The following is a 20,030-nucleotide window of genomic DNA, read 5'->3' on the forward strand; positions in this document are numbered from 1 at the left end:
GATTTGATGGTTTGGCCGTCAGTAATGAATAATAGGCGTCTATATGAGTGATTTTGAACAAATAAAAAACAAGTTGCGAGACTTTGCCAGCGATAGAGACTGGGATCAGTTCCATTCGCCTAAAAACCTAGTTATGGCACTCAGTGTAGAGGTGGCGGAGTTGGTTGAGCCTTTTCAATGGATGTCAGAGGAGGGCTCTAAAAATCTATCCAATGATACGCTTGATGAAGTGGCTGATGAGATTGCAGATGTTCAGCTTTACCTTATCAGGTTAGCCGATAAGCTAGGGGTAGATATCCTCAAGGCTGTAGATAATAAAATTGAAAAGAACGACACTAAATACCCTGCAGATAAAGTACGGGGGAGCTCGAAAAAATATACTGAATATAAAGACGGCGATATTAATAACTAATGATTGTCTATTCGGAGAATAAGCAGCAGTTTGTAGATGATGTGCGTGGCAATATCATTCATGAAAAAATCCTGTTGGAATTTAAGCGCAGTCTTGGTCGCACGGTAGCCGAGAATGAAATAGCGTCTTGGCGTAACTCTATGCAGTTTATGGAGTCTGTTGTGAATGACCCCGAGATCCCTGCGGATGCGGGGGTATCGATTGAATACAATATTCCGCTAACCAATAACCGCGTTGATTTTATCCTGACGGGTAAAGATCATAATAACGTTGATACGGCGGTGATTGTTGAATTAAAGCAATGGTCAAAAGTTGAGACTACAAGCAAAGACGCCATTGTAAGAACCGCGCTGGGCGGTGGTGTGCGTGAAACAAATCACCCTTCTTACCAAGCCTGGTCCTATGCGGCGTTAATAGAAGATTACAACGAAACTGTACGGCTGGAATCCATAGCGCTTAGGCCCTGTGCCTATTTACATAATCTTGATTCCGCAGAGGCGATTAATGACCCTTGCTATCAAGAGCATATCAACAAAGCCCCGGTATTTATTTCAAAAGATGTCAAAAAGCTCAATGCCTTTCTAAAGCAATTTGTTAAACACGGCGATACGACAGACATTATGTACCGTATCGAGCATGGCAAGATTAAACCCTCCAAAAATCTTGCTGATAGCTTAGTGTCTATGATTCAGGGTAATACCGAGTTTTTAATGATCGATGATCAAAAGCTGGTATATGAAACGGCAATTGATTTAGCGGTCAATAAGACTGCTGATAAAAAGCAGGTATTGATTGTTGAGGGTGGGCCGGGTACAGGTAAATCGGTAGTGGCCATTAACCTGCTGGTTGAAATGACTAAGCGTGAAAAGGTTACTCAGTACGTCTCCAAAAATCAGGCGCCGAGGATGGTGTATAGCGCCCGCCTAAAAGGGTCTATCACTAAAGGGCGTATTGATAATCTATTTAAAGGTTCCGCTTCCTATACAGGTGTTGAATCCGGTTTCTTCGATGCGTTGATTATTGATGAGGCACATCGTCTTATCGCCAAGAACCGCTACAACAAAGATAGCGAAAACCAGGTGAAGGAGTTGATCGCAGCCTCAAAACTGGCTGTGTTCTTTATCGATGAAGCACAAATGGTGACCTGGAGTGATATCGGCACCAAAGCTGAAATTCATCAATGGGCCGCCGAACTGGGCGCTGATGTGCAGGAGATGCAATTGCAATCCCAGTTTCGCTGTAATGGCTCCGACGGCTATCTAGCTTGGGTGGATGACGCGGTACAGTTACGGGGTACGGCAAACCCAACGCTTGAAGGTATCGATTATGAATTCAAAGTCTTTGATGACCCTTGCGCATTAAGGCAGGCGATCCGCGATAAAAACCTAGAAGCGAATAAAGCCAGAATGGTGGCGGGGTATTGCTGGGATTGGGTGAGTGATTCCCGCAAGCAAGCCAATGACGCAGCGGCGATGGATATCGTCATTCCCCAATACGGGTTTGAAGCGCAATGGAACCTAGCCAACGATGGCAGCTTATGGATTATGGCGGGTAACTCGGTCAATGAAGTGGGATGTATCCATACCTGCCAAGGCTTGGAATTGGATTATATCGGTGTGATCGTGGGCGAAGACCTTATCGTGCGTGATGGCGAAGTAATAACCGATGCCCACAAACGCTCAAATATGGACGCCTCCATTCGCGGTTTTAAAAAATTGTTAAAAGAAAATCCCGATGCGGCAAAAGAAAAAGCCGATACGATTATTAAAAATACCTACCGCACATTGATGACCCGAGGCCAAAAAGGCTGCTACTTTTTTAGTGTTGACCCCGAAACCAATGCCTACTTTAAAGAGCGTGCTGAGGCAGTCTCACTGGCAAGGCCCTTAATACCAACTGAAAAATATGCCGGTTTGCAGTTAGAAGTGGTTGATGTCCCAGATGAAGAGCGTTACGTCACCGCAATACCCTTGCTTAATATTAAAGCTGCTGCCGGTGGTTTTAGTATGGAGCAACACCTTGAGGTGTGTGACTGGGTGCGTTTGCCAGAGCCCTTTGAACATAAGCCCGGTTATTTTGTAGCGCAGGTGGTGGGTGAATCCATGAACCGGCGTATACCTAATGGTGCTTGGTGTTTGTTTAAGCCGGATCAAGGTGGTTCGCGCAATGGCAAGATTGTATTGGTGGAATCTTCGCATATTCAGGATACGGAGACTGGCAGTAGTTATACGGTAAAAAGTTATCACAGTGAGAAAGTGAGCAATGATGCAGGAGGGTGGGAGCACAGTAAGATTGTGTTGTCGCCGATGAGTAGTGTGGGTGTGTTTGGAGATGTTGTGTTGGTGGGTGAGCAGGTTGAGAGTTTTGGGGTGGTTGGTGAGTTTGTGGCGGTTTTGTGATGCGAAGTAGATTGTATTTGAATAAAAAGTCACTGGCCCTTTGGCTTATATTACTCTGGCCAGAATTGCACTAAGTTAAGCCCATCTTAAGACTGATTTCAGTGGTAAAAAACACAATTCTAACCATTGATAATATTATTTATGATACTGCAAGTCTGATCTAATATATTTTCAGGTATGCGCTAGGAAAAGAATAAATGAGTTCACAAGAGGATATCAACAAATACACATCTGTTAATTTGGATGATTACAATAACTGTTTGGGTGTATTAGAGCACGAGCACACTGTTGACGGCTTAAGCGCACAAATTAGAATGCATTATATTAAGCTCGATGGAAATGGTCGCCCCATGGTTAAAGCGCTGGCAAAGATGCTTTACACCTATATTATCGACTACTGTATTGCCGCCAGAAATAGGCCGGAACTCCTTACCGCCCAACAATCAGCTAAGTTAATAAAGCAAGCTAGAGACCTTTTTCGGCACCCAGATATTACCGATGAATCTCCCGACAAAACTGGTGAGGCTGGTGAGCTACTTCTCTATTTCTTAATAGAGGCGGTATTGAATGCTCCACAGGTAGTATCAAAAATGGAGCTAAAAACCAATCATAAGGATGAAGTAAAAGGCTCCGACGGAATTCATGCTCGTTTCAATCAAGACACAGGGTTAGTCGATTTTTTCTTTGGTGAATCAAAAATTTATAAGGAGTCATCTTCAGCAATAGCTGATGCTATAAAAAGTATTGATCAATTTCACGATATTGAGATGTATCAACACGAATTCACAATGGTAACTAAGCATTTTAAATATGCGGATGAGAAAATACGGGGTGCGATTTCTGACTTAATTATTCACGGAGAGCCTGGCCCCGATGTTTGTATTAACCATGCCTGTTTAATTGGCTATGACTTTAAAGGGTTTGACAGCCTGACAAACAAGGGAGCACCTGATGAAGTTCTCAAAGAATTTCTTGATGCCTTCTTAAAAGATGGAAGCAGGCTAACCAAATTAATCCAGAAAAGATTTAATGAATTTGACAACAAGCATATTAAATTTGATGTTTTTTTCCTGCCTTTCCCTTCTGTAGTAGAATTTAGAAATGCATTTAACGCGGCGCTTGATTAAGGTTGATCTGTGAACACTTCTGTAACTGAAAATATAGACGCACTAATACGAAATCTAGAAATTGCAAGTATTTGTAAGCAGTTTCCAGCCGACTTACAATCAGATAAAAAAATTACTTTCGATGATAGAGAGATCAATAGCTTAGCCGGCTACTCATCCATTCTGTCCCTTTCAGATAACCCAAATGAAATCTCCTTGTCTTATGAAATAATTACAAGGTTAATTGAATATACCAACGGGGAATGCAGTAAGGTAATTTCCGCTGCCGACCTTATTCTTTCACGAATAGGTAATTTCCCTAGCCGGTCATTACTTCGAGACAGACATGTAAGTTCAAATTCAGGGGCGATGTCGCCTGCATTAAAGCTAGAATCTATCGCCAGGGAAGCAGAAAATACTATTTACATGGATGAAGAAAGAAGCACTTTGTTAACTGATTTTCAGTATAAATTTCTTAGATCTCTTGATAATGAGGAATCGCTTAGCGTTTCTGCTCCAACCTCTGCAGGAAAGTCATTTGTTCTTAATTTAGATCTCGTTAGAAAAATAAAAGCTGATTCTGGACAAAGCATTGTCTATGTGGTTCCTACTAGAGCGTTAATATCGGAAGTTTCATACAGGATCCGAACAACCCTCAGAAATGAGGGGCTGGGTGATGTCATTGTCAGAACGGCTCCGTTCCCGGTGGCCAAGGAAAAAATTAAAAAAGCTGTTGTCTATGTTTTAACTCAAGAGCGTTTAATGAGCTTCCTCAACTCTCAAGATGGCAAGCCATTTATTTCATCGTTAATTGTTGATGAGGCGCATGAAATACAAAATGGAAAAAGAGGGATTATTCTACAAAATGCTATCGACATTGCACTCTCTCGATTTAACTCAGTAAAAATACTGTTCGCAAGCCCGCTGATTAAAAACCCCGCATATTTTTTATCCCTATTCGGGAGGGTTTCTAACGGGAAGTATTTTGTCGAACAGGTATCTCCAGTTTCACAAAACCTAATTTTAGTTTATGAGGTTAAGCTAAAGCCTAAAAAACTTGAGATATCTCTATTAAGCAGAAATGAAATAATACCTGTTGGCCAAGTCGATATAAAATTTAAGTTCAGAAACAAAAAGTCTATGCAGCGGGCAAATTTGGCACTTGCCATTAGCTCGAAAAAAGAATCCGTAATATCATTCTCTAATGGACCCGCGCAAGCCGAAAATGTTGCCTGCGACGTCTCCGATCTATCACCTGATTTTCAGCCATCCGAAGAAATAATAGCATTTGTTGACTTCCTGAAACGTGAAGTTCATGAAGAGTACCCGTTGGCTAAGTGCATAATGAGCGGCGTTGCCTTTCATTACGGTAACATGCCATCCCTCGTTAGATCCGGCGTGGAAAGTTTATTTAAAAATGGCCACATTAAAATTATTTGTTGCACAAGCACACTTCTTCAAGGCGTAAACCTTCCAGCTAAACACATTATTATTGAAAATCCGATGTCTGGCGACTCTCCCATGACTAGGGCAGATTTTTTAAATCTGGCAGGAAGGGCTGGTCGCTTGCTACATGAGTTTCATGGCAATATCTGGTGCATTAGACCAAGTGAATGGAATAGCGATTGTTATAGCGGTGAACGGCTACAAGAGATATCCTCCGCCATTAGCAATGTAATGGCAGACGGAGGGTTATCAGTGCAAGGACTGCTAGACGATACAGTCACGGCAAAAAATGATGTGGACGACTCCGAAGCCGAAGCAGCTTTTGGTAAGCTATATCATGATTATTTAGTCGATCCAGAGCTAAATTTTATTGAAAACTATCGCAATGAATACAACTCAGATGCTCTTGATAAAACCATTAATGCATTACAAGGGGTAAAAGTATCACTCCCTCTAACTATACTCGAAAATAACCAGTCTTTGAGACCCGATCACCTTCAAGACCTATATGAATATTTAAAAAATGATACAAACATAGCTGATGCGATGCCCATGTCTCCATATACGGAGGGGGCAAAAGGAAGAATGGAGGAAATATTTGTAGTTTTAGCAAGTTGCTTTGAATGGAACGTTAGTGATACCTACATGTCATGGGTTAGTTTTTTAGCATATAAGTGGGTATGGGGTGAGTCCATTGGAAGAATTTTGTCTGATCGTGTTGCGTATAAAAAAGAGAAGGATCCCAATATTAGTGTTTCTTCGGTTATTCGAGGCTGTCTCGGCGTTTTGGAAGAAGCGATTCGCTTCAGGTTAGTTAAATACTTCTCTGCATATATTGAAATATTAAAACACGTAGCTACAGAAAACGGAGTTGAAGATGAGATGGAAAGTGTCGAGCCATATCATATCTACTTAGAATTTGGATCATGTAATCGGCACGCGCTAAACCTTATGGCTCTTGGAATATCGAGATTTACAGCGTTACATTTAGAAAATAGATTTGATCTTCCTAGCGATGTTGAAGCAGAGGCATATCTTGAGAAAATGCAAACAATGAACGTAGATGCGATAAATATGCCCGCCCTATGTAAGCAGGAAATAAAAGATATTATTTCGTAATAATAAAGTAATAATAATTTCAAAAGATTGGGCCAGTTCTTACATTTTGCAGAGACTAAAATAAATGTGTGATTACAAGGCCGTTCACTGATAATTGAATATAAAAAATAATGATATTATGAAAAAACAACTCGATGTCACTGCGGCGATAATAGTCAAAAACAATAAAGTCTTCGCTGCCTGCCGTAAGGTTGGAATTCATCTGGCGGGCTATTGGGAATTCCCGGTGGCAGATTAGAAGAAGGCGAAACCCCTGAGGGCTGCTTAGCCCATGAGTTAAAAGAAGAACTTAATATCACTACCCACGTTGGTGCCTTTGTCGGTGAAAGCATTTATGACTATGGCACTAAGGTTGTACGTTTAATGGCTTATCAGGTTGAGTACTTGGCTGGTGACTTTGAATTGATTGATCACGATGAAATGCGTTGGCTGGCTTTGGATGAAATGAGTAGCGTTCAGTGGGCGCCGGCCGATATTCCCTTGGTAAAAAAGTATGTAATTATGACTAAATCCCTAATAGAGAAAACATAAGCTAATGAATAGAGCTTACTATAAAAATACTATTGCTAGTTTCTGTACGGATGACCAAGATCATATTATGGGTAAGATGGTGGTTGAACATCATTTTGCGCTACTAGGCACTCAACGCGATGCCTGGGTTGAACAGATTTTATTGCTGCAATCAATACTGAGTACGTTTTCTGGTCATATCTATTTCGAATATTCAATTCCGAGGATGGGTAAGCGCATCGATGTTTTATTAATTATCGGTGGTGTTATCTTTGTGGTTGAATTTAAGGTTGGGGCTTCTTCTTTTTTAGGGGCTGATCTTGATCAAGTCACTGACTATGCTCTCGATTTACGTAATTTCCATGAAGGTAGTCATGACGCATACATTGCACCTATATTAGTCTCTACTGATTTTAAAGGTGACCCTGGTACTGATCTCACTCAACCGAGAGATAAGTTGTTTTCACCCATCTGCTGTAATGGGGCTAAATTAGAGCAGGTTATTTCTCGTGTTTTAGCCTTAATCACTGGTACATCTCTTGATACGGCTTACTGGGAATCTAGTGGCTATAAGCCTACACCCACGATCATTGAGGCGACACTAGCGCTATACAATGGGCATTCAGTGGTGGATATATCCCGTAGTGATGCTGGTGCAATCAACTTAAGTAAAACCTCTGAGTCAGTTGCAAAAATTATTAAATATTCACGTGCAAATAATGAGAAGGCGATTATTTTTGTCACCGGGGTTCCGGGCGCGGGAAAAACATTGGTGGGTTTAAACGTGGCTACCGCGCACATCGACAAAGATGATGAGTTGTACAGTGTGTTTTTATCGGGTAATGGCCCCTTGGTATCTATTCTTCAAGAAGCGCTAGCTAGAGATAAAGTCGAACGTAGCAAAGATAAGGGTGAAAAGATACGAATTGGAGAAGCGAGGAGCGAAGTCAAAGCCTTTATCCAAAATGTGCATCACTTTCGGGATGATGGTTTGGCTAATCTTGAACAAGCACCAATAGAACATGTTGCACTGTTTGATGAGGCTCAGCGGGCTTGGGATAAAAAGCAGACTGTCGACTTTATGAGGATGAAAAAAGGGCAACCCAACTTCAACCAGTCGGAGCCTGAGTTTTTAATTTCCTGCATGGATAGGCATAGGGATTGGGCTGTTGTAGTTTGTTTGGTGGGTGGTGGTCAGGAGATCAATAAGGGAGAAGCTGGTATCTTTGGTTGGTCGCAAGCGGTTAAAGAGTCTTTTCCTGACTGGAAAATTTATGCGTCTGATCAGTTATCTGATAGTGAGTATGGTGGCGAAACTACTATTGAAGATTTACGTTCTATTAAAGGGTCAACGTTCATTCCTCAATTGCATTTAAAGTCGTCTATGCGTTCATTTCGAAGCGAGAATGTTTCACTTTTCGTCAAACAGCTTCTTGATCTGGAGTTGTCGCAGGCTCAAGATACTTTTAAAGAAATATCCGAAAACTACCCCATCGTTTTAACACGTAATCTAGAGACTGGGCGGGAGTGGTTGCGTGAGCAGGCAAGGGGGTCTGAGCGCTATGGCATAGTTGTTTCTTCCCAAGCTGAGCGTCTGCGACCATTGGGTGTGCACGTTAAAGCGCCTGTTAATCCTGTTAATTGGTTTTTGGATGGCAAAGATCATGTGCGTTCGTCTTATTATTTAGAGGATGTGGCGACTGAATTTCATGTTCAGGGTTTGGAGTTGGATTGGGCGTGCTTGGTTTGGGATGCGGATTTCAGATATACGCCAGAAGGGTGGAACAACTTTTCATTCAGAGGCAATAAGTGGCAACGTATAAAAAAAGAAGAACGCCAGATATACCAAAAGAACGCCTACCGCGTTTTGTTAACCCGGGCACGACAAGGCATGGTTGTGGTTGTACCGGAAGGTGATGATAACGATTTAACCAGGCCTCGGAGTTATTACGATGATACCTATCGATATCTAGAAGAGGTTGGTCTTAAAGTCGTGTGAGATTTATGGGTTTAGAGTCCTTAAATCCTATTGATTAATTTAACGGGGGAGAGTCGCTAAATCAATCGGTGGGCCAGAGCCCTTATTCGCTCTAGCTAGGCTAGTGACTGTGTTCGGGCCTTACGCCTGCTAATCATAGCTTCCACTAACTTAATGGGCCGTAAATAGGCTAAAATCACTAGCCATTACCTTAGCCCGAGCCCTTTATATCAATGACTACTGTTACAACAGCAACCAGCTTTAAAGAGCTTGGCCTTATAGCACCCTTGCTGGCTCGATTAACTGAGCTGGAATATACGCAACCTACGCCCATTCAAGCGCAAGCCATCCCTAGTGTATTAGCAGGCCGTGACCTAATAGCAGGGGCCAATACCGGTTCGGGTAAAACAGCTACCTTTGCGCTGCCACTATTACAACAATTAAGCCTTGAATTGCCCTCAACTCGCGGCAGTAAGCAGGGTAATTTTGTGACTGGGCTTATTTTGGTGCCCACCCGTGAGCTGGCCAAGCAAGTTGCTGACAGTATTCGCTCTTATGCGGCGCACCTTAACGGCGAGGTTAAAACCGTTGCCGTGTTTGGTGGTGTATCAGCCAATACGCAAATGCTGGCATTACGCGGCGGCACCGACATTTTAGTGGCTACCCCTGGCCGCTTACTCGATTTGATTGCAAGTAATGCCATTAAGCTTGATAGGGTAAAAACCCTAGTGCTTGATGAAGCCGACCGCATGTTAAGCCTAGGATTTGCTGACGAGCTCGCTGAGCTGTTGGCGCTTATGCCTAATAGGCCTGGGAAAAAGCAAAAACAGATTTTGTTATTTTCAGCGACCTTTCCTGACAAGGTACAGGCTTTAACCCAGCAATTGCTTAACAACCCCATCGAAATACAAGTACAAAGTGCCGACACTAGCACCTTAGTACAACGTGTTTTTACCGTTAACAAGGGTGAAAAAACCGCCGTATTAGCGCATTTAATAAAGCAAAACCAATGGCAACAAGCGCTGGTATTCGTTAACGCCAAATACCGTTGTGTGCACATAGCTGAAAAACTCGCTAAACGTGGCATTACCGCAAAAGTGTTTCATGGCGATCAAAGCCAAGGTGCACGTACCCGCGTGCTTAATAACTTTAAGTCAGGTGAGGTTGAAGTATTAATTGCAACGGATATTGCTGCCCGTGGTATAGACATTGAAAAACTGCCTGTGGTGATTAATTTTGACTTACCTAGAAGCCCAGCAGATTACATGCACCGTATTGGTAGAAGTGGCCGTGCCGGTGAAGTGGGCTTAGCCATATCGCTTATCGACCATGAAGATTATCATCATTTCAGCGTTATCGAAAAAAAGAACAAGGTCAGGCTTGAACGTGAGCAAGTTGAGGGTTTTGAAGCTGATGAGCTGTAGTTGTAGAATTGTAGAATTGTAGGTGATGCAAAAGGCAAAACCTGACGCTGCTTTCTCCTCCTTTCTCCTGACGCCACTTCCCAAGCCGCGACAGTGCTAGCCGAAGTGCATTTGGTGGGGTCAGATCAGATAAGACTTTTTAAATAAAGGTTTAAAGTCTTATCTGACCCCGCTTATGGCAGGGTTGTTTTGGCTGGTTGTGTGTTAGAAATGGGAAAAACTATGCCCAATTACTCCTTGCTAGTGGGTTTAAATAAGGTGGGTTATATGGCGGATCTCACCGCTATACATATTCGATCAGCAACAAGGAACGTGCTATGAATAATCAAATACTGATTTATGAAAATGACAACAACGCCATTGAAGTGCAATTGGATGGTGCTCATGAAACCCTGTGGCTAACGCAGAAACAGATGGCTGAGCTCTTCGGCAGGGATGTACGTACCATTAATGAACATTTAAGAAATATCTATAAAGAACAAGAGCTTACTGAGGGGGCAACTATCCGGAAAATCCGGATAGTTCGTGCAGAAGGTAAGCGTGAGGTTGAGCGGGAGATACATTTAGTGGGGTCAGATAAGACTTTTAAATAAAGGTTTAAAGTCTAATCTGATCCCTGTTTATGTGGTTGGTTAAACTTTAATCCTTTAATCCCTTAATCCCATTTCCTTGTTATTGATTTATGGGCGACCCAGCACTGCTTTCAATACAAGAAGCGCTAACAACCGCGACTGTGCTAGCCGAAGTAGGGACAAGGTCGCTATAATTCATGGGCTTATGGCTTATGGCTTATGGCTTATGGCTTACGGCCTAGTTTCCATCTTACATTTTTGTGGCTCGCTTCTGAGTCATCGCTAGAGTGAATATATTATGATTCGTCCCGACTGGGTTACCAATGAGTCGAATTGGAAAAAACATTGCCGAAGAGTGGTTGCTCGTGGCAACGATTTAATAGCTGGCAAGCTGAGTGTTATCGCTTGCGCACAAGAAATGGTCAAACTGGTGTTTTGGCTGCGTGCCGAGAGTGATACAGACTTTATGGTGTTTATAGCGATTAAAGACGCCAGCGATGCCGTGCCCAAGGAAGAAGATAGAAAAAATTGGTCTGGTGCAAAAGATGAACGGCAGTTTGAAATATCGAGTATTGAGCAGCAATGGCGAAAGCCTGCGCTTGCGGCAGCCGAGGCATTAATTGCTAAATATGAAGAAGCAGAAAGTAAAGAGGACGACTCATTAAAAGGCGATGAGTGATACTCCTTTTAAGTTGTGAGTGAATAGCAAGTTGCCACCATTGCCAGCTCACTTTCTGTTTATTCTATTGCTTGGTTTTTCAGCTTATAGCCCAGCCAGTCAATTTTTCTTTCCAGTGGCAAAAACCTATAACGAACAGTTGTATGGTGAAATTCAAGCCAGTGGCGTTAAAGGGGCAGCCCTTTTAATCTAACCACTGGCCTGCGATGATGGCCCACTACAATTGATCCCACTATATTAATAGGGCATGTCTAATGGCTACACGAAGCCGATCTGATAAAAAAAGTAATAAACCGAAACTGTCTTCTGAAGCCAAAGAACAGCTACAAACAATTACCTCTGGCGTTGTGCCTGTGAGTTTTACCAAGCAACAACGCAAAGAAGTACAGCAAGCGATTGAAAAGGGCATGGCAACGGTTAGAATCCAGGCAAAGGCCAACAACCGTGAGCGTGACAAAAAAGTTAAGCAGTTGCAAAAACAGCTGACGGATGCGCAGCAGGTGAGTAAGACTAGTGATAGTTCGCCGGAGAATTCGAACAAGCTAACAGCAGCTTCGTTAGCGCCTTGGATTTTGTTGTTTGTATCTTGGGCTGGGTTCGCCATTTTTTAATGCGCGGTTGAGTGTAAAAGGAGGCGTATTGTGGGAGCCTCAGATTAGGAGTGTCGAATAATTAGGGCCAGATTAGCATGGTACTTACTTAAGTAAAAAGTGTGAGTCATACCCACAGCACTCGCTTTGCTCACGGGGCAGGCCCTTCCGGCCCCCGAGCCGGAATCCAGCCGTTAAATATGGATACCGGCTTTCGCCGGTATGACTGCCCCATGAGCGTAGCGAGTGTCTTGGGTATGACAAAGCAATGAAGAAATATGGCTTAAGTAAGTGCCATTCGGGCCAGAGTAAAGTTTTAGTATTTAACCAGTGTGGGGTAAGAAACCAATATGTCTAAGGCCGTCGTTAAGTTTACATTTGAAAAAGAAACTAAGAACAGCGTGCGTTACAAGGAAGAGCCCGAAGAAGGCAAGGCTCCGATTGTGGGGTCGTTGTATGTGCAGAAGTGGTTTGCGGGTAATAGTAAGCAAATCACTGTCACTATCGATAAACACGATTAAAAAGTTATGCAACCGCAAGCCGATCCGTTCATCGTCCCCAAATGTCACGACGACATCAAGATTCTGTATCAGGATGAACACCTGCTACTGATCAATAAACCCACGGGTTTACTGAGCCTGTCAGGCAAACATCCGTTGAATAAGGATTCGGTGCATTTTCGTTTAGTGCAAGATTTCCCCACGGCAACGCTGGTGCATCGCCTGGATTTTGGAACGTCGGGCATTATGCTGGTGGCATTGAACAAAGCGATTAACGCGCAGCTGACCAAACAGTTTCAAGTGCGTACCGTGAGCAAGCGTTACACGGCGGTGTTGCATGGGCATTTGGCGGATGAGCAGGGCACGATTGAATTTCCCATCGCCAAAGACAAGCCTAACTTTCCCTTACAAAAAATCTGTTTTGAAACCGGCAAGCTGGCGCAGACCAACTATCAGGTGATGGAACGTTGCCAAGGGCCCGCTACGACGAAAGTGAGCTTTATGCCGGTTTCGGGCCGCACCCATCAATTGCGCATCCACAGCCGCGAGATAGGCCATCCCATTTTAGGCTGCGATTTGTATGCTAGCGATGAAGCGTTCTTTATGGCCGATCGTTTGATGTTGCATGCCACCACGCTGACGTTTGATCATCCTATTACCGGTGAGCGAGTTGAAGGGCTTTGTCCCTGTCCGTTTTAGCTTATTTCAGTGTAGTTTTAGCCAGACCTACCGTTACATGGAATTTAGGAATCTTTAGTGGGGGCAGATAAGAATGGCGCTTACTTAAGCAAAAAGTGTGAGTCTTTCCGGCCTCCGAGCCGGAATCCAGCTGTTGAATATGGATACCGGCTTTCGCCGGTAGGGCCTGCCCCATGAGCGTAGCGAGTGCCTTGGGTATGACAAAGCAGTGAAGAAATATGGCTTAAGTAAGTGCCATTCGGGGCAGATAAAACTTGCTTAGCCTTTAAAGCACGGGTTGGATAGCAATGGCATAATCCGGCCATTTTGGCTGGCTAAATCACTAATAAGTGGTAAAAAGTATATGAATATCAATATGTTGCCTGTTATCAATCCGGCCAATAAACCGGCCGTAAATTAGCGTTAGTGCTGCGATTTAGTCACTAAAACCCATGCTAACGAGCAATATGCAAAAAATGCACATTGCTTATTTATTGAGGCAACGTCTTGCGGGAGTCTCATATTCTCAATAGAAGCCGCCTTGCGGTTACTCGCCAAACCTAATATCCATTGGGAAAAAGACCGTGGCAACAACGTAGCATCTGCTGGGTCAACGATCACCAGCTAGGCCCTAGCCGAAAAAGCGGCGCGAGGTGTGGCTAGGGTTGTCAGAGAGTTAACGGGTTCAATGGTTTAAGTTGTTTTTCTAATAATATCGGCTTAACTGTAACATTCGACTTGCACAGTAACATTGCCGATGTTACCGTGCATTTTTCGTGTTAACTTGATGAAAGTAAAGGTGTTGTCGTGAAATCAGAGCTCTCTAATCGGCTAGGCCTTTATATTAATGAGGTCTACACTGAGTTTGTGCTGGGTGAACCATGGCCAATGGCAGCTTCTTTACCCCTGTATTTGCAAGCGGGCTATAGCTATCAGTGTGCGCGCCTAGATGGCCAAACTTGCTTGTTGATGCTGGCTCAGGAGGTTGAGCAGGTAGATAGTGCCACTCGCTTAAAAAAACATATAGGCGTTGTTGCAAAGCAGTTTAAAGGCCCTGTTATCTATGTGGTGCAAGAGACCACATCTTACAACCGCAAACGCTTGATAGGCCAGCGCATTGCCTTTGCTGTGCCAGGCAAGCAATTGTACCTGCCTTTTTTGGGGACTGACCTTCGTGAGAATTTTGGGCGCTCAGATACCTTAAAAGATAAAGCCAGCAAGCTGGGGGCTGTGGCGCAACAGATTGTATTATTGAAACTGTATGACCGTTGGGATACTCAGCAAGCAGCGCTGGCAATTGCTGAGCGCTTGGCGGTAAGCAAAATGACAGTATCTCGCGCTTATGGTGAATTAGTTGCAGTTGGCCTGGCTAGGCTTGAAGTTGTAGGCCGTATCAAGCGATTGTTGTTTACTGCTGAGCATCGAGAGTTGTGGCAGTTAGCCCAGCCTTTTTTAACCAGCCCCATTAAAAAACGGGTTTGGATTGATGAACATGATTATCATCAGCATGCTGCGCAATTACGGCAGTTAGCGGGTGAGTCAGCTTTAGCTGAATTAGGTTTGTTGATGATGCCGAAAAATAAAACAGTGGCGGTATCATACCGAGACGGGGCAAGTTTAAAAAAACTGATGGTTATACACGAGCAAGTTCGGCGCAACGATCAGGGTGTTGCGGTAGAATTGTGGAAATATGACCCTGCGGTATTAAGCGCGCGGGGTATTGTTGACGGCTTGTCGTTGTATTTGAGCCTCGCTGCTGAGACGGATGACCGAGTGGTAATAGCGCGAGAGGAACTCTTGAGCGACGTTTGGAATAGGGATTTATGATTAAAGGATTAGAAATATTTCGCAAGCACTTTGCAGGCTTTGAAGAAAACTACACCTTAATTGGTGGGGTTGCTTGTTATTTGTCTATGCAAGAGGCAGATATCGATTTTAGGGCCACAAAAGACTTAGATATTGTGCTCTCAGCAGAGTCGCTAAGTGTAGAGTTTGCAAAAAAGTTTTGGGACTTTGTTATAGACGGTAACTACCAACATCAAGAAAAAAGTACCGGCGATAAACAGTTTTATCGTTTTAGTATCCCGAAAAAAGCCAACTACCCGGTGATGCTGGAGTTATTTTCACGCGCACCCGATAATTTTTTGCTGGAACATGATAATAAGCTAACACCTATCCCGGTGGGTGACGATGTATCGAGCTTGTCAGCAATTTTGCTGGGCGATGATTACTATCAGTGTATTCAAGCAGGTAAGGATATCATTGATGGCGTTTCTGTTTTGAGGGTTGAATATATTATCCCTTTTAAAATGAAGGCCTGGTCAGAGTTAACGGGCCGAAAATTATAGGGTGAATCCGTTGATTCTAGAAAAATAAAAAAGCATAGAAATGATGTGTTGAAAATATCTCAGTTGCTTTCGCCAGTGACAAAGATTGCTGTTTCAGAAACGATTAAAGCCGATATGCATCAAATTATTAAGGCTATGCCAACTGAAGGGGTGGATTTAAAAGCACTGGGGCTGAAAGGGCTTAGGCTTGATCAAATTCTTGCGTTGTATAATAGTGTCTACGATTTAGGGTAAGAATATTAAAGATCAGGTTCGGTGAACTTAACTATAGGCGTTGGGCTTCAGCCTATGAACCATTACAATCGATACAATTAAACTAAGTAAATATAAACATGCCAACACTACCCAGCCACTTTCTACTTATGCTATTGCTTGTTGTTTCAACAGGCAGCCAAGCCAGTCAATTTTGCTTTTCTGTGGCCAAAACCTATAACGAACAGCTGTATTGTGAAATCGAAGCCAGTGGTGAAGGCAAAAGTTTACCCAGTTTTAATCAGTTTCAAAAAAACACGCCTTTAATACAGTCATTGTTGCTAAAGCCTTACGCGCGAAAATTAGGCATTACCATAAAGATGGCTACTAAAACAACAAAGCAGCAGGTGGTTACTAGCCCGCCTTTAGCTGCTGTTAACGATGGCGGCCTTAGCCACTGTAGTTTTGAAACAGAGGTAATTAGCTGTAACGATAAGCCATATTATTTTATGGGTAATAAAGGCAATGCATCATTAGCCGCTGGTGTGCTTGACGCTAGCAACACCATGCAACTGCCGGTTTATGATAATGGGGAGGTTGCTAGGTATTTAGCGCAAGCCTATGAGCATTATTTACATAAGATGATTGAGATAGGCTTGGCCGGCGTTACTTTAACCTATGGTAATTTCGATTATATCTTTCATGATTTACGCGCCCAAGCGATAGATTTTAACCAGCGCTTTGAAACTATGTATCGCTACTTGAAAAAAGATAAGCGAACGATGGGTATCAAAAAATCGACTGCCCCTAGCGATGTAACAGCTAAAGAGTGTTTCTTGTTGGATGAGTTGTTGGTTTGTAGCCGCGGGCATTACAACTATATCTATAGGGCATAAGCTTATTGTGTTCATTATTTATGGCGGTTCATTATTAATGTACAAGCATAAACAGTGAACATGTTTTTATGAGCACTGCTGTTTATTTAGTAGTTAGTATCTTAGCTTTCGCCCTAGTGGGGCAGCCTCTCTTCTCGCGAACGCGGGAGCCCAGTGCTGTTATGTAGCTATGAGCCGAATACTCTGTATAATTGGCTCTTTAGGTGAGCCGAATAGGGTTTTTATTCGGCTCATTTTAGTGGAAAGTTAATAAAATCAACTGGTTATAATTATTGGGTAGCGCAAATGTCGCCGCAAAAGAAACCACCAGAATGGATCTGGCAGCAAAGTAGCTGGCCCAATATGCATTGGGATAGTCATGCGCTGGCGGCCAGCTTACGTGAAGTTACCCAGCTACAAGGTAGTTTATTGGGCAAGGCTGGGGTTATAGCTGAAGAGAGTAGTGCCAAATCCAACCTCGATGCCTTACTGCAAAATATTGTGCAATCCTCAGCTATCGAAGGCGAGGTGGTGAATGCTGAATCCGTGCGCTCTTCATTGGCAAAGCGCCTAGGGCTGGAGGAGGCAGGCCTAAGCGCTGAAACTGAAAAAACAGAAGGTTTAGCTGAGTTACTGCTCGATGCCACACAAAATTACGCCGCACCGTTAACGTTGCAGCGGCTATTGCAATGGCATTGCTACTTATTCCCTGAAAAAGATGAAAGCGAGTTTAAGCTTGAGTCAGTAAAAGTAGGGCAACTGCGGGGTGATGAGCCTATGCAGGTGGTATCTGGGCCGCATCATAAACGCACCGTGCACTTTCAAGCGCCAGCAAGAGTAGGCTTAGAGACGCAGCTTAATACCTTTTTAACGTGGCTAGCTGAAAGTGAACAAGACCAAAGCTTAGATCCTATATTGAGAGCGGCCCAAGCACACTTCTGGTTTGTTACCTTGCACCCCTTTGATGATGGTAATGGCCGTTTAGCGCGAGCAATAAGTGATTATGCCTTAGCGCAGGCCGAGCATCAGGCTATCCGTTTTTATGCCATGGCTGCGAGTATCATGGAAAATCGCAATGGCTATTACGCTATTCTTGAAGCCACCCAAAAAGGTGATTGTGATATTACCGCGTGGATGCAATGGTTTTTAGAAACGTTCAAGCACACCCTGCAGACAGCACTAACCCGTATCGATTTTGTATTACTAAAAACGCGATATTGGCAAACGCATGCGCAAAAGGGTTTGAATCCCCAGCAAGTGAAAGTGCTCAACCGCTTGTTAGATGCTGGCCCAGAAGGCTTTGAGGGAAAGCTCAATGCAAAAAAATACATGGGTATAGCGGGCGTGGCAAAAGCCACGGCTACACGGCATTTACAAGAGCTGTTAGAAAAAAAATGTATTACTAAATTAGACGGCGGTGGCAGAAGCACCCGCTACGATATTAACTGGCCTAAGTAGGCAGTAAATTAAAAGAGAATTATAAGGGGCGCAACAGTTAAAAAATAATCATGCCGCTCTTTTTGCACATTAGTGCTCCTTTCCCACCACTACAATCACAAGCAGCGCCATATGACTGACCAAAAAACCACTGATGAAAGCACAACCGATGCAGTAAACGCCCCCAGCCATAGCAGCGACTATATTCTTAATCGTGAGTATTTCAGCGAATGTTTTGACGAATCTGCTCATAGCCAAACCGGCGTTAACGCTTATCGCAAGGCTATTATGCTGTTGGCTATTGCTGCCGGGTTATTTTATTTTGAGGCGAATGGTTACGCTACCTGGTTTATGTTGTCACTGGCAGTTGTGGAGATATTTTCGATACGTTACCGCCGTGGCTGGTGGGTTGCCCGGCAGATGCTTAGCCGCGCTTCGGGCAGCAAGGTAAAGCTACACCTAGATGAGCAGGGTATTAGCACCGATAGCCAGCAGCACCAGCAGTGCATTCTTTGGGGGGATATAAGTGAACTGAGGGAAACCGAGAAGGGCTTTGTTGTTAGCCATAAAAGCGGCCGCAATTATCTTTCAAAAAGTGCGTTAGATGAGGCGGCGTTGGTTTTTTTAAGGGCTAAGTGTCTGCCAGCTCAATAGCGTATGCCTCAGTTAAATGGTGAAGTAACTGGATGCCGGGTCGTGGCCCGGCATGACGAAGTTAGCTTATATCAGGCAGTTATGGTTTTTTGCCAACAACTAATTCTCTAGCTTTAATATTTCATAGCTTACAGGCTTACCAGCAACGGTAATTTTAACGGTGTCATCCACACGCTTACCCATTAACTTTTGGCCTAATGGCGTTTTAGGTGTTATTACCATGACGTTTTTGCCTTGCCAAGAAAATGTTACCCCGCCACTTTCTGGGCCAATAAAAAACACTTTCTCTTCGTCGCTCTCTGTTAGCACTGTGACTAATGCTGTTAAGGCGATTGGATCATTGTTGTTGAATTCTTTAAAGGGTAGGGAGGTATAAGCAGCGATGGCTTGTAGCGATTGCTCGGCACGCATGGATAGGCCGTGTGCCAAATAGGATGCTTCTAGACCAAAGGTGTCGTATTTGTTTTCAGCTACGGACTCTTTATGGGTTGCGGTTTGCCTTGCGGACTCTGCAGCTTTTGCCGCAGCGGCTAAATCACTTTCTAGGGCTGTGATAATGGTTTGGCGTAAAGAATTGTTGTTTTTCATGAATAATAAGATTAGAAAACTTCTAAATAAATATATGACATAAAGGCTGATTATCAACGATTTTTATATCAGAGTAAGCGCTATTCTAATTCATTTTTACTTTTTACCCACGCTTTTTTATAGACTCGCATGTCAAATACCGAAAGGATTTAAATAACCAGAAAGGCTAGATAATTACAGTGCATAAAGTTGCTTCAGCCTCTATAAGGCCTTTAGTTTAGGCTGTATCACATTCTCCGCATCAAGGGGGCGCTGTTAGGGTAAAAAAATGGGTTCAGTTAGAGTGATATGTGTAGAGTGTTTTTGCTGTTTACAAGCGAAAATATAGAGTCTCGTTTTGGAAGGTATGAGAGGCCATAGGAAGTTTTCTTAAGTTCAGGGAAAATGATGGCCTTACCAAGGCGATCTCTGGTTCCATTGATCTTCGGAATGGTTGCTGATGACGCACCTTGTTTCGATTTAGGATGTCTAGTGACGCCGATATCCCTATGATGGAGTCTGAGCCTGGTAGTCGCGTATAAAT

20 protein-coding genes are annotated in these 20,030 nt (G+C 43.4%); 19 read left to right on the forward strand and 1 reads right to left on the reverse strand.

The features are described from left to right. The first annotated feature begins 43 nt into the window (after positions 1-43). The 19 genes from B067_RS0117080 (at position 44) to B067_RS0117165 (ending at position 18,919) form a co-directional block, all read left to right on the forward strand. Complete coding sequence (locus tag B067_RS0117080; RefSeq protein ID WP_019531307.1) at positions 44-412, forward strand: nucleotide pyrophosphohydrolase; 369 nt, start codon at positions 44-46, stop codon at positions 410-412. After that, positions 412-2,811, forward strand: coding sequence for a DNA/RNA helicase domain-containing protein (locus tag B067_RS0117085; protein ID WP_019531308.1), 2,400 nt, complete (start codon positions 412-414; stop codon positions 2,809-2,811). Before B067_RS0117080 ends, B067_RS0117085 begins: the two co-directional genes overlap by 1 nt. A gap of 197 nt (positions 2,812-3,008) precedes the next feature. Further along, a complete protein-coding gene (locus B067_RS0117090; protein WP_019531309.1) occupies positions 3,009-3,938 on the forward strand; it encodes a HamA C-terminal domain-containing protein in 930 nt (309 codons plus the stop codon). Between the two features lie 9 nt (positions 3,939-3,947). Then, positions 3,948-6,482: a DEAD/DEAH box helicase gene (locus tag B067_RS0117095; protein ID WP_019531310.1), complete on the forward strand. Its 2,535-nt coding sequence runs from the start codon at positions 3,948-3,950 to the stop codon at positions 6,480-6,482. Positions 6,483-6,695: 213 nt separating this feature from the next. After that, positions 6,696-7,013 (forward strand): (deoxy)nucleoside triphosphate pyrophosphohydrolase, encoded by a 318-nt coding sequence (locus B067_RS20820; protein WP_019531312.1) that lies wholly within the window; start codon positions 6,696-6,698, stop codon positions 7,011-7,013. A 4-nt stretch (positions 7,014-7,017) separates the two neighbouring features. After that, positions 7,018-8,991, forward strand: a complete 1,974-nt coding sequence (locus B067_RS0117105) for a DUF2075 domain-containing protein (protein WP_019531313.1) — start codon at positions 7,018-7,020, stop codon at positions 8,989-8,991. Positions 8,992-9,203: 212 nt separating this feature from the next. Then, entirely contained in the window at positions 9,204-10,394 is a 1,191-nt protein-coding gene (locus tag B067_RS20825) for a DEAD/DEAH box helicase (protein WP_019531314.1), read from the forward strand. A 317-nt stretch (positions 10,395-10,711) separates the two neighbouring features. Then, positions 10,712-10,987: a virulence RhuM family protein gene (locus B067_RS0117115; protein ID WP_019531315.1), complete on the forward strand. Its 276-nt coding sequence runs from the start codon at positions 10,712-10,714 to the stop codon at positions 10,985-10,987. A gap of 277 nt (positions 10,988-11,264) precedes the next feature. Then, a complete protein-coding gene (locus B067_RS20830) occupies positions 11,265-11,645 on the forward strand; it encodes a hypothetical protein (RefSeq protein ID WP_156820881.1) in 381 nt (126 codons plus the stop codon). A gap of 19 nt (positions 11,646-11,664) precedes the next feature. After that, the gene (locus B067_RS21890) at positions 11,665-11,838 is read left to right on the forward strand and encodes a hypothetical protein (RefSeq protein ID WP_019531317.1); all 174 of its coding nucleotides are present in this window, start codon (positions 11,665-11,667) and stop codon (positions 11,836-11,838) included. 61 nt (positions 11,839-11,899) lie between these two features. Then, positions 11,900-12,256: a DUF2956 family protein gene (locus B067_RS20835; protein ID WP_019531318.1), complete on the forward strand. Its 357-nt coding sequence runs from the start codon at positions 11,900-11,902 to the stop codon at positions 12,254-12,256. 329 nt (positions 12,257-12,585) lie between these two features. Further along, positions 12,586-12,756, forward strand: coding sequence for a hypothetical protein (locus tag B067_RS21970; RefSeq protein ID WP_019531319.1), 171 nt, complete (start codon positions 12,586-12,588; stop codon positions 12,754-12,756). Between the two features lie 6 nt (positions 12,757-12,762). After that, a complete protein-coding gene (locus B067_RS0117140) occupies positions 12,763-13,434 on the forward strand; it encodes a pseudouridine synthase (protein WP_019531320.1) in 672 nt (223 codons plus the stop codon). 786 nt (positions 13,435-14,220) lie between these two features. Further along, positions 14,221-15,240, forward strand: coding sequence for a hypothetical protein (locus B067_RS0117145; RefSeq protein WP_019531321.1), 1,020 nt, complete (start codon positions 14,221-14,223; stop codon positions 15,238-15,240). Next, positions 15,237-15,761, forward strand: a complete 525-nt coding sequence (locus B067_RS20840; RefSeq protein ID WP_019531322.1) for a hypothetical protein — start codon at positions 15,237-15,239, stop codon at positions 15,759-15,761. The genes B067_RS0117145 and B067_RS20840 overlap by 4 nt, the downstream gene beginning before the upstream one ends. A gap of 45 nt (positions 15,762-15,806) precedes the next feature. Continuing rightward, positions 15,807-15,995 (forward strand): hypothetical protein, encoded by a 189-nt coding sequence (locus B067_RS21895; protein ID WP_019531323.1) that lies wholly within the window; start codon positions 15,807-15,809, stop codon positions 15,993-15,995. A 98-nt stretch (positions 15,996-16,093) separates the two neighbouring features. Then, positions 16,094-16,849 (forward strand): hypothetical protein, encoded by a 756-nt coding sequence (locus B067_RS0117155; RefSeq protein WP_156820882.1) that lies wholly within the window; start codon positions 16,094-16,096, stop codon positions 16,847-16,849. A gap of 285 nt (positions 16,850-17,134) precedes the next feature. Beyond that, positions 17,135-18,286: a Fic family protein gene (locus B067_RS0117160; RefSeq protein WP_019531325.1), complete on the forward strand. Its 1,152-nt coding sequence runs from the start codon at positions 17,135-17,137 to the stop codon at positions 18,284-18,286. Between the two features lie 111 nt (positions 18,287-18,397). Beyond that, on the forward strand, positions 18,398-18,919 hold the full coding sequence (locus B067_RS0117165) for a YcxB family protein (RefSeq protein WP_019531326.1): 522 nt from the start codon (positions 18,398-18,400) through the stop codon (positions 18,917-18,919). Positions 18,920-19,018: 99 nt separating this feature from the next. Here B067_RS0117165 and B067_RS0117170 read toward each other — a convergent pair whose 3' ends face one another. Further along, entirely contained in the window at positions 19,019-19,507 is a 489-nt protein-coding gene (locus tag B067_RS0117170) for a GreA/GreB family elongation factor (RefSeq protein WP_019531327.1), read from the reverse strand. Between the last annotated feature and the right edge of the window lie 523 nt (positions 19,508-20,030).

Source organism: Dasania marina DSM 21967 (genome assembly GCF_000373485.1).
GTDB classification, from domain to species: domain Bacteria; phylum Pseudomonadota; class Gammaproteobacteria; order Pseudomonadales; family Dasaniaceae; genus Dasania; species Dasania marina.

What these genes read in the sequence shown, in the direction of transcription:
- B067_RS0117080 (WP_019531307.1), top strand. Translation starts at nt 44, where the DNA reads ATGAGTGATTTTGAACAAATAAAAAACAAGTTGCGAGACTTTGCCAGC.
- B067_RS0117085 (WP_019531308.1), top strand. Translation starts at nt 412, where the DNA reads ATGATTGTCTATTCGGAGAATAAGCAGCAGTTTGTAGATGATGTGCGT.
- B067_RS0117090 (WP_019531309.1), top strand. Translation starts at nt 3,009, where the DNA reads ATGAGTTCACAAGAGGATATCAACAAATACACATCTGTTAATTTGGAT.
- B067_RS0117105 (WP_019531313.1), top strand. Translation starts at nt 7,018, where the DNA reads ATGAATAGAGCTTACTATAAAAATACTATTGCTAGTTTCTGTACGGAT.
- B067_RS20825 (WP_019531314.1), top strand. Translation starts at nt 9,204, where the DNA reads ATGACTACTGTTACAACAGCAACCAGCTTTAAAGAGCTTGGCCTTATA.
- B067_RS0117115 (WP_019531315.1), top strand. Translation starts at nt 10,712, where the DNA reads ATGAATAATCAAATACTGATTTATGAAAATGACAACAACGCCATTGAA.
- B067_RS20830 (WP_156820881.1), top strand. Translation starts at nt 11,265, where the DNA reads ATGATTCGTCCCGACTGGGTTACCAATGAGTCGAATTGGAAAAAACAT.
- B067_RS20835 (WP_019531318.1), top strand. Translation starts at nt 11,900, where the DNA reads ATGGCTACACGAAGCCGATCTGATAAAAAAAGTAATAAACCGAAACTG.
- B067_RS21970 (WP_019531319.1), top strand. Translation starts at nt 12,586, where the DNA reads ATGTCTAAGGCCGTCGTTAAGTTTACATTTGAAAAAGAAACTAAGAAC.
- B067_RS0117140 (WP_019531320.1), top strand. Translation starts at nt 12,763, where the DNA reads ATGCAACCGCAAGCCGATCCGTTCATCGTCCCCAAATGTCACGACGAC.
- B067_RS20840 (WP_019531322.1), top strand. Translation starts at nt 15,237, where the DNA reads ATGATTAAAGGATTAGAAATATTTCGCAAGCACTTTGCAGGCTTTGAA.
- B067_RS0117155 (WP_156820882.1), top strand. Translation starts at nt 16,094, where the DNA reads ATGCCAACACTACCCAGCCACTTTCTACTTATGCTATTGCTTGTTGTT.
- B067_RS0117160 (WP_019531325.1), top strand. Translation starts at nt 17,135, where the DNA reads ATGTCGCCGCAAAAGAAACCACCAGAATGGATCTGGCAGCAAAGTAGC.
- B067_RS0117165 (WP_019531326.1), top strand. Translation starts at nt 18,398, where the DNA reads ATGACTGACCAAAAAACCACTGATGAAAGCACAACCGATGCAGTAAAC.
- B067_RS0117170 (WP_019531327.1), bottom strand. Translation starts at nt 19,507, where the DNA reads ATGAAAAACAACAATTCTTTACGCCAAACCATTATCACAGCCCTAGAA.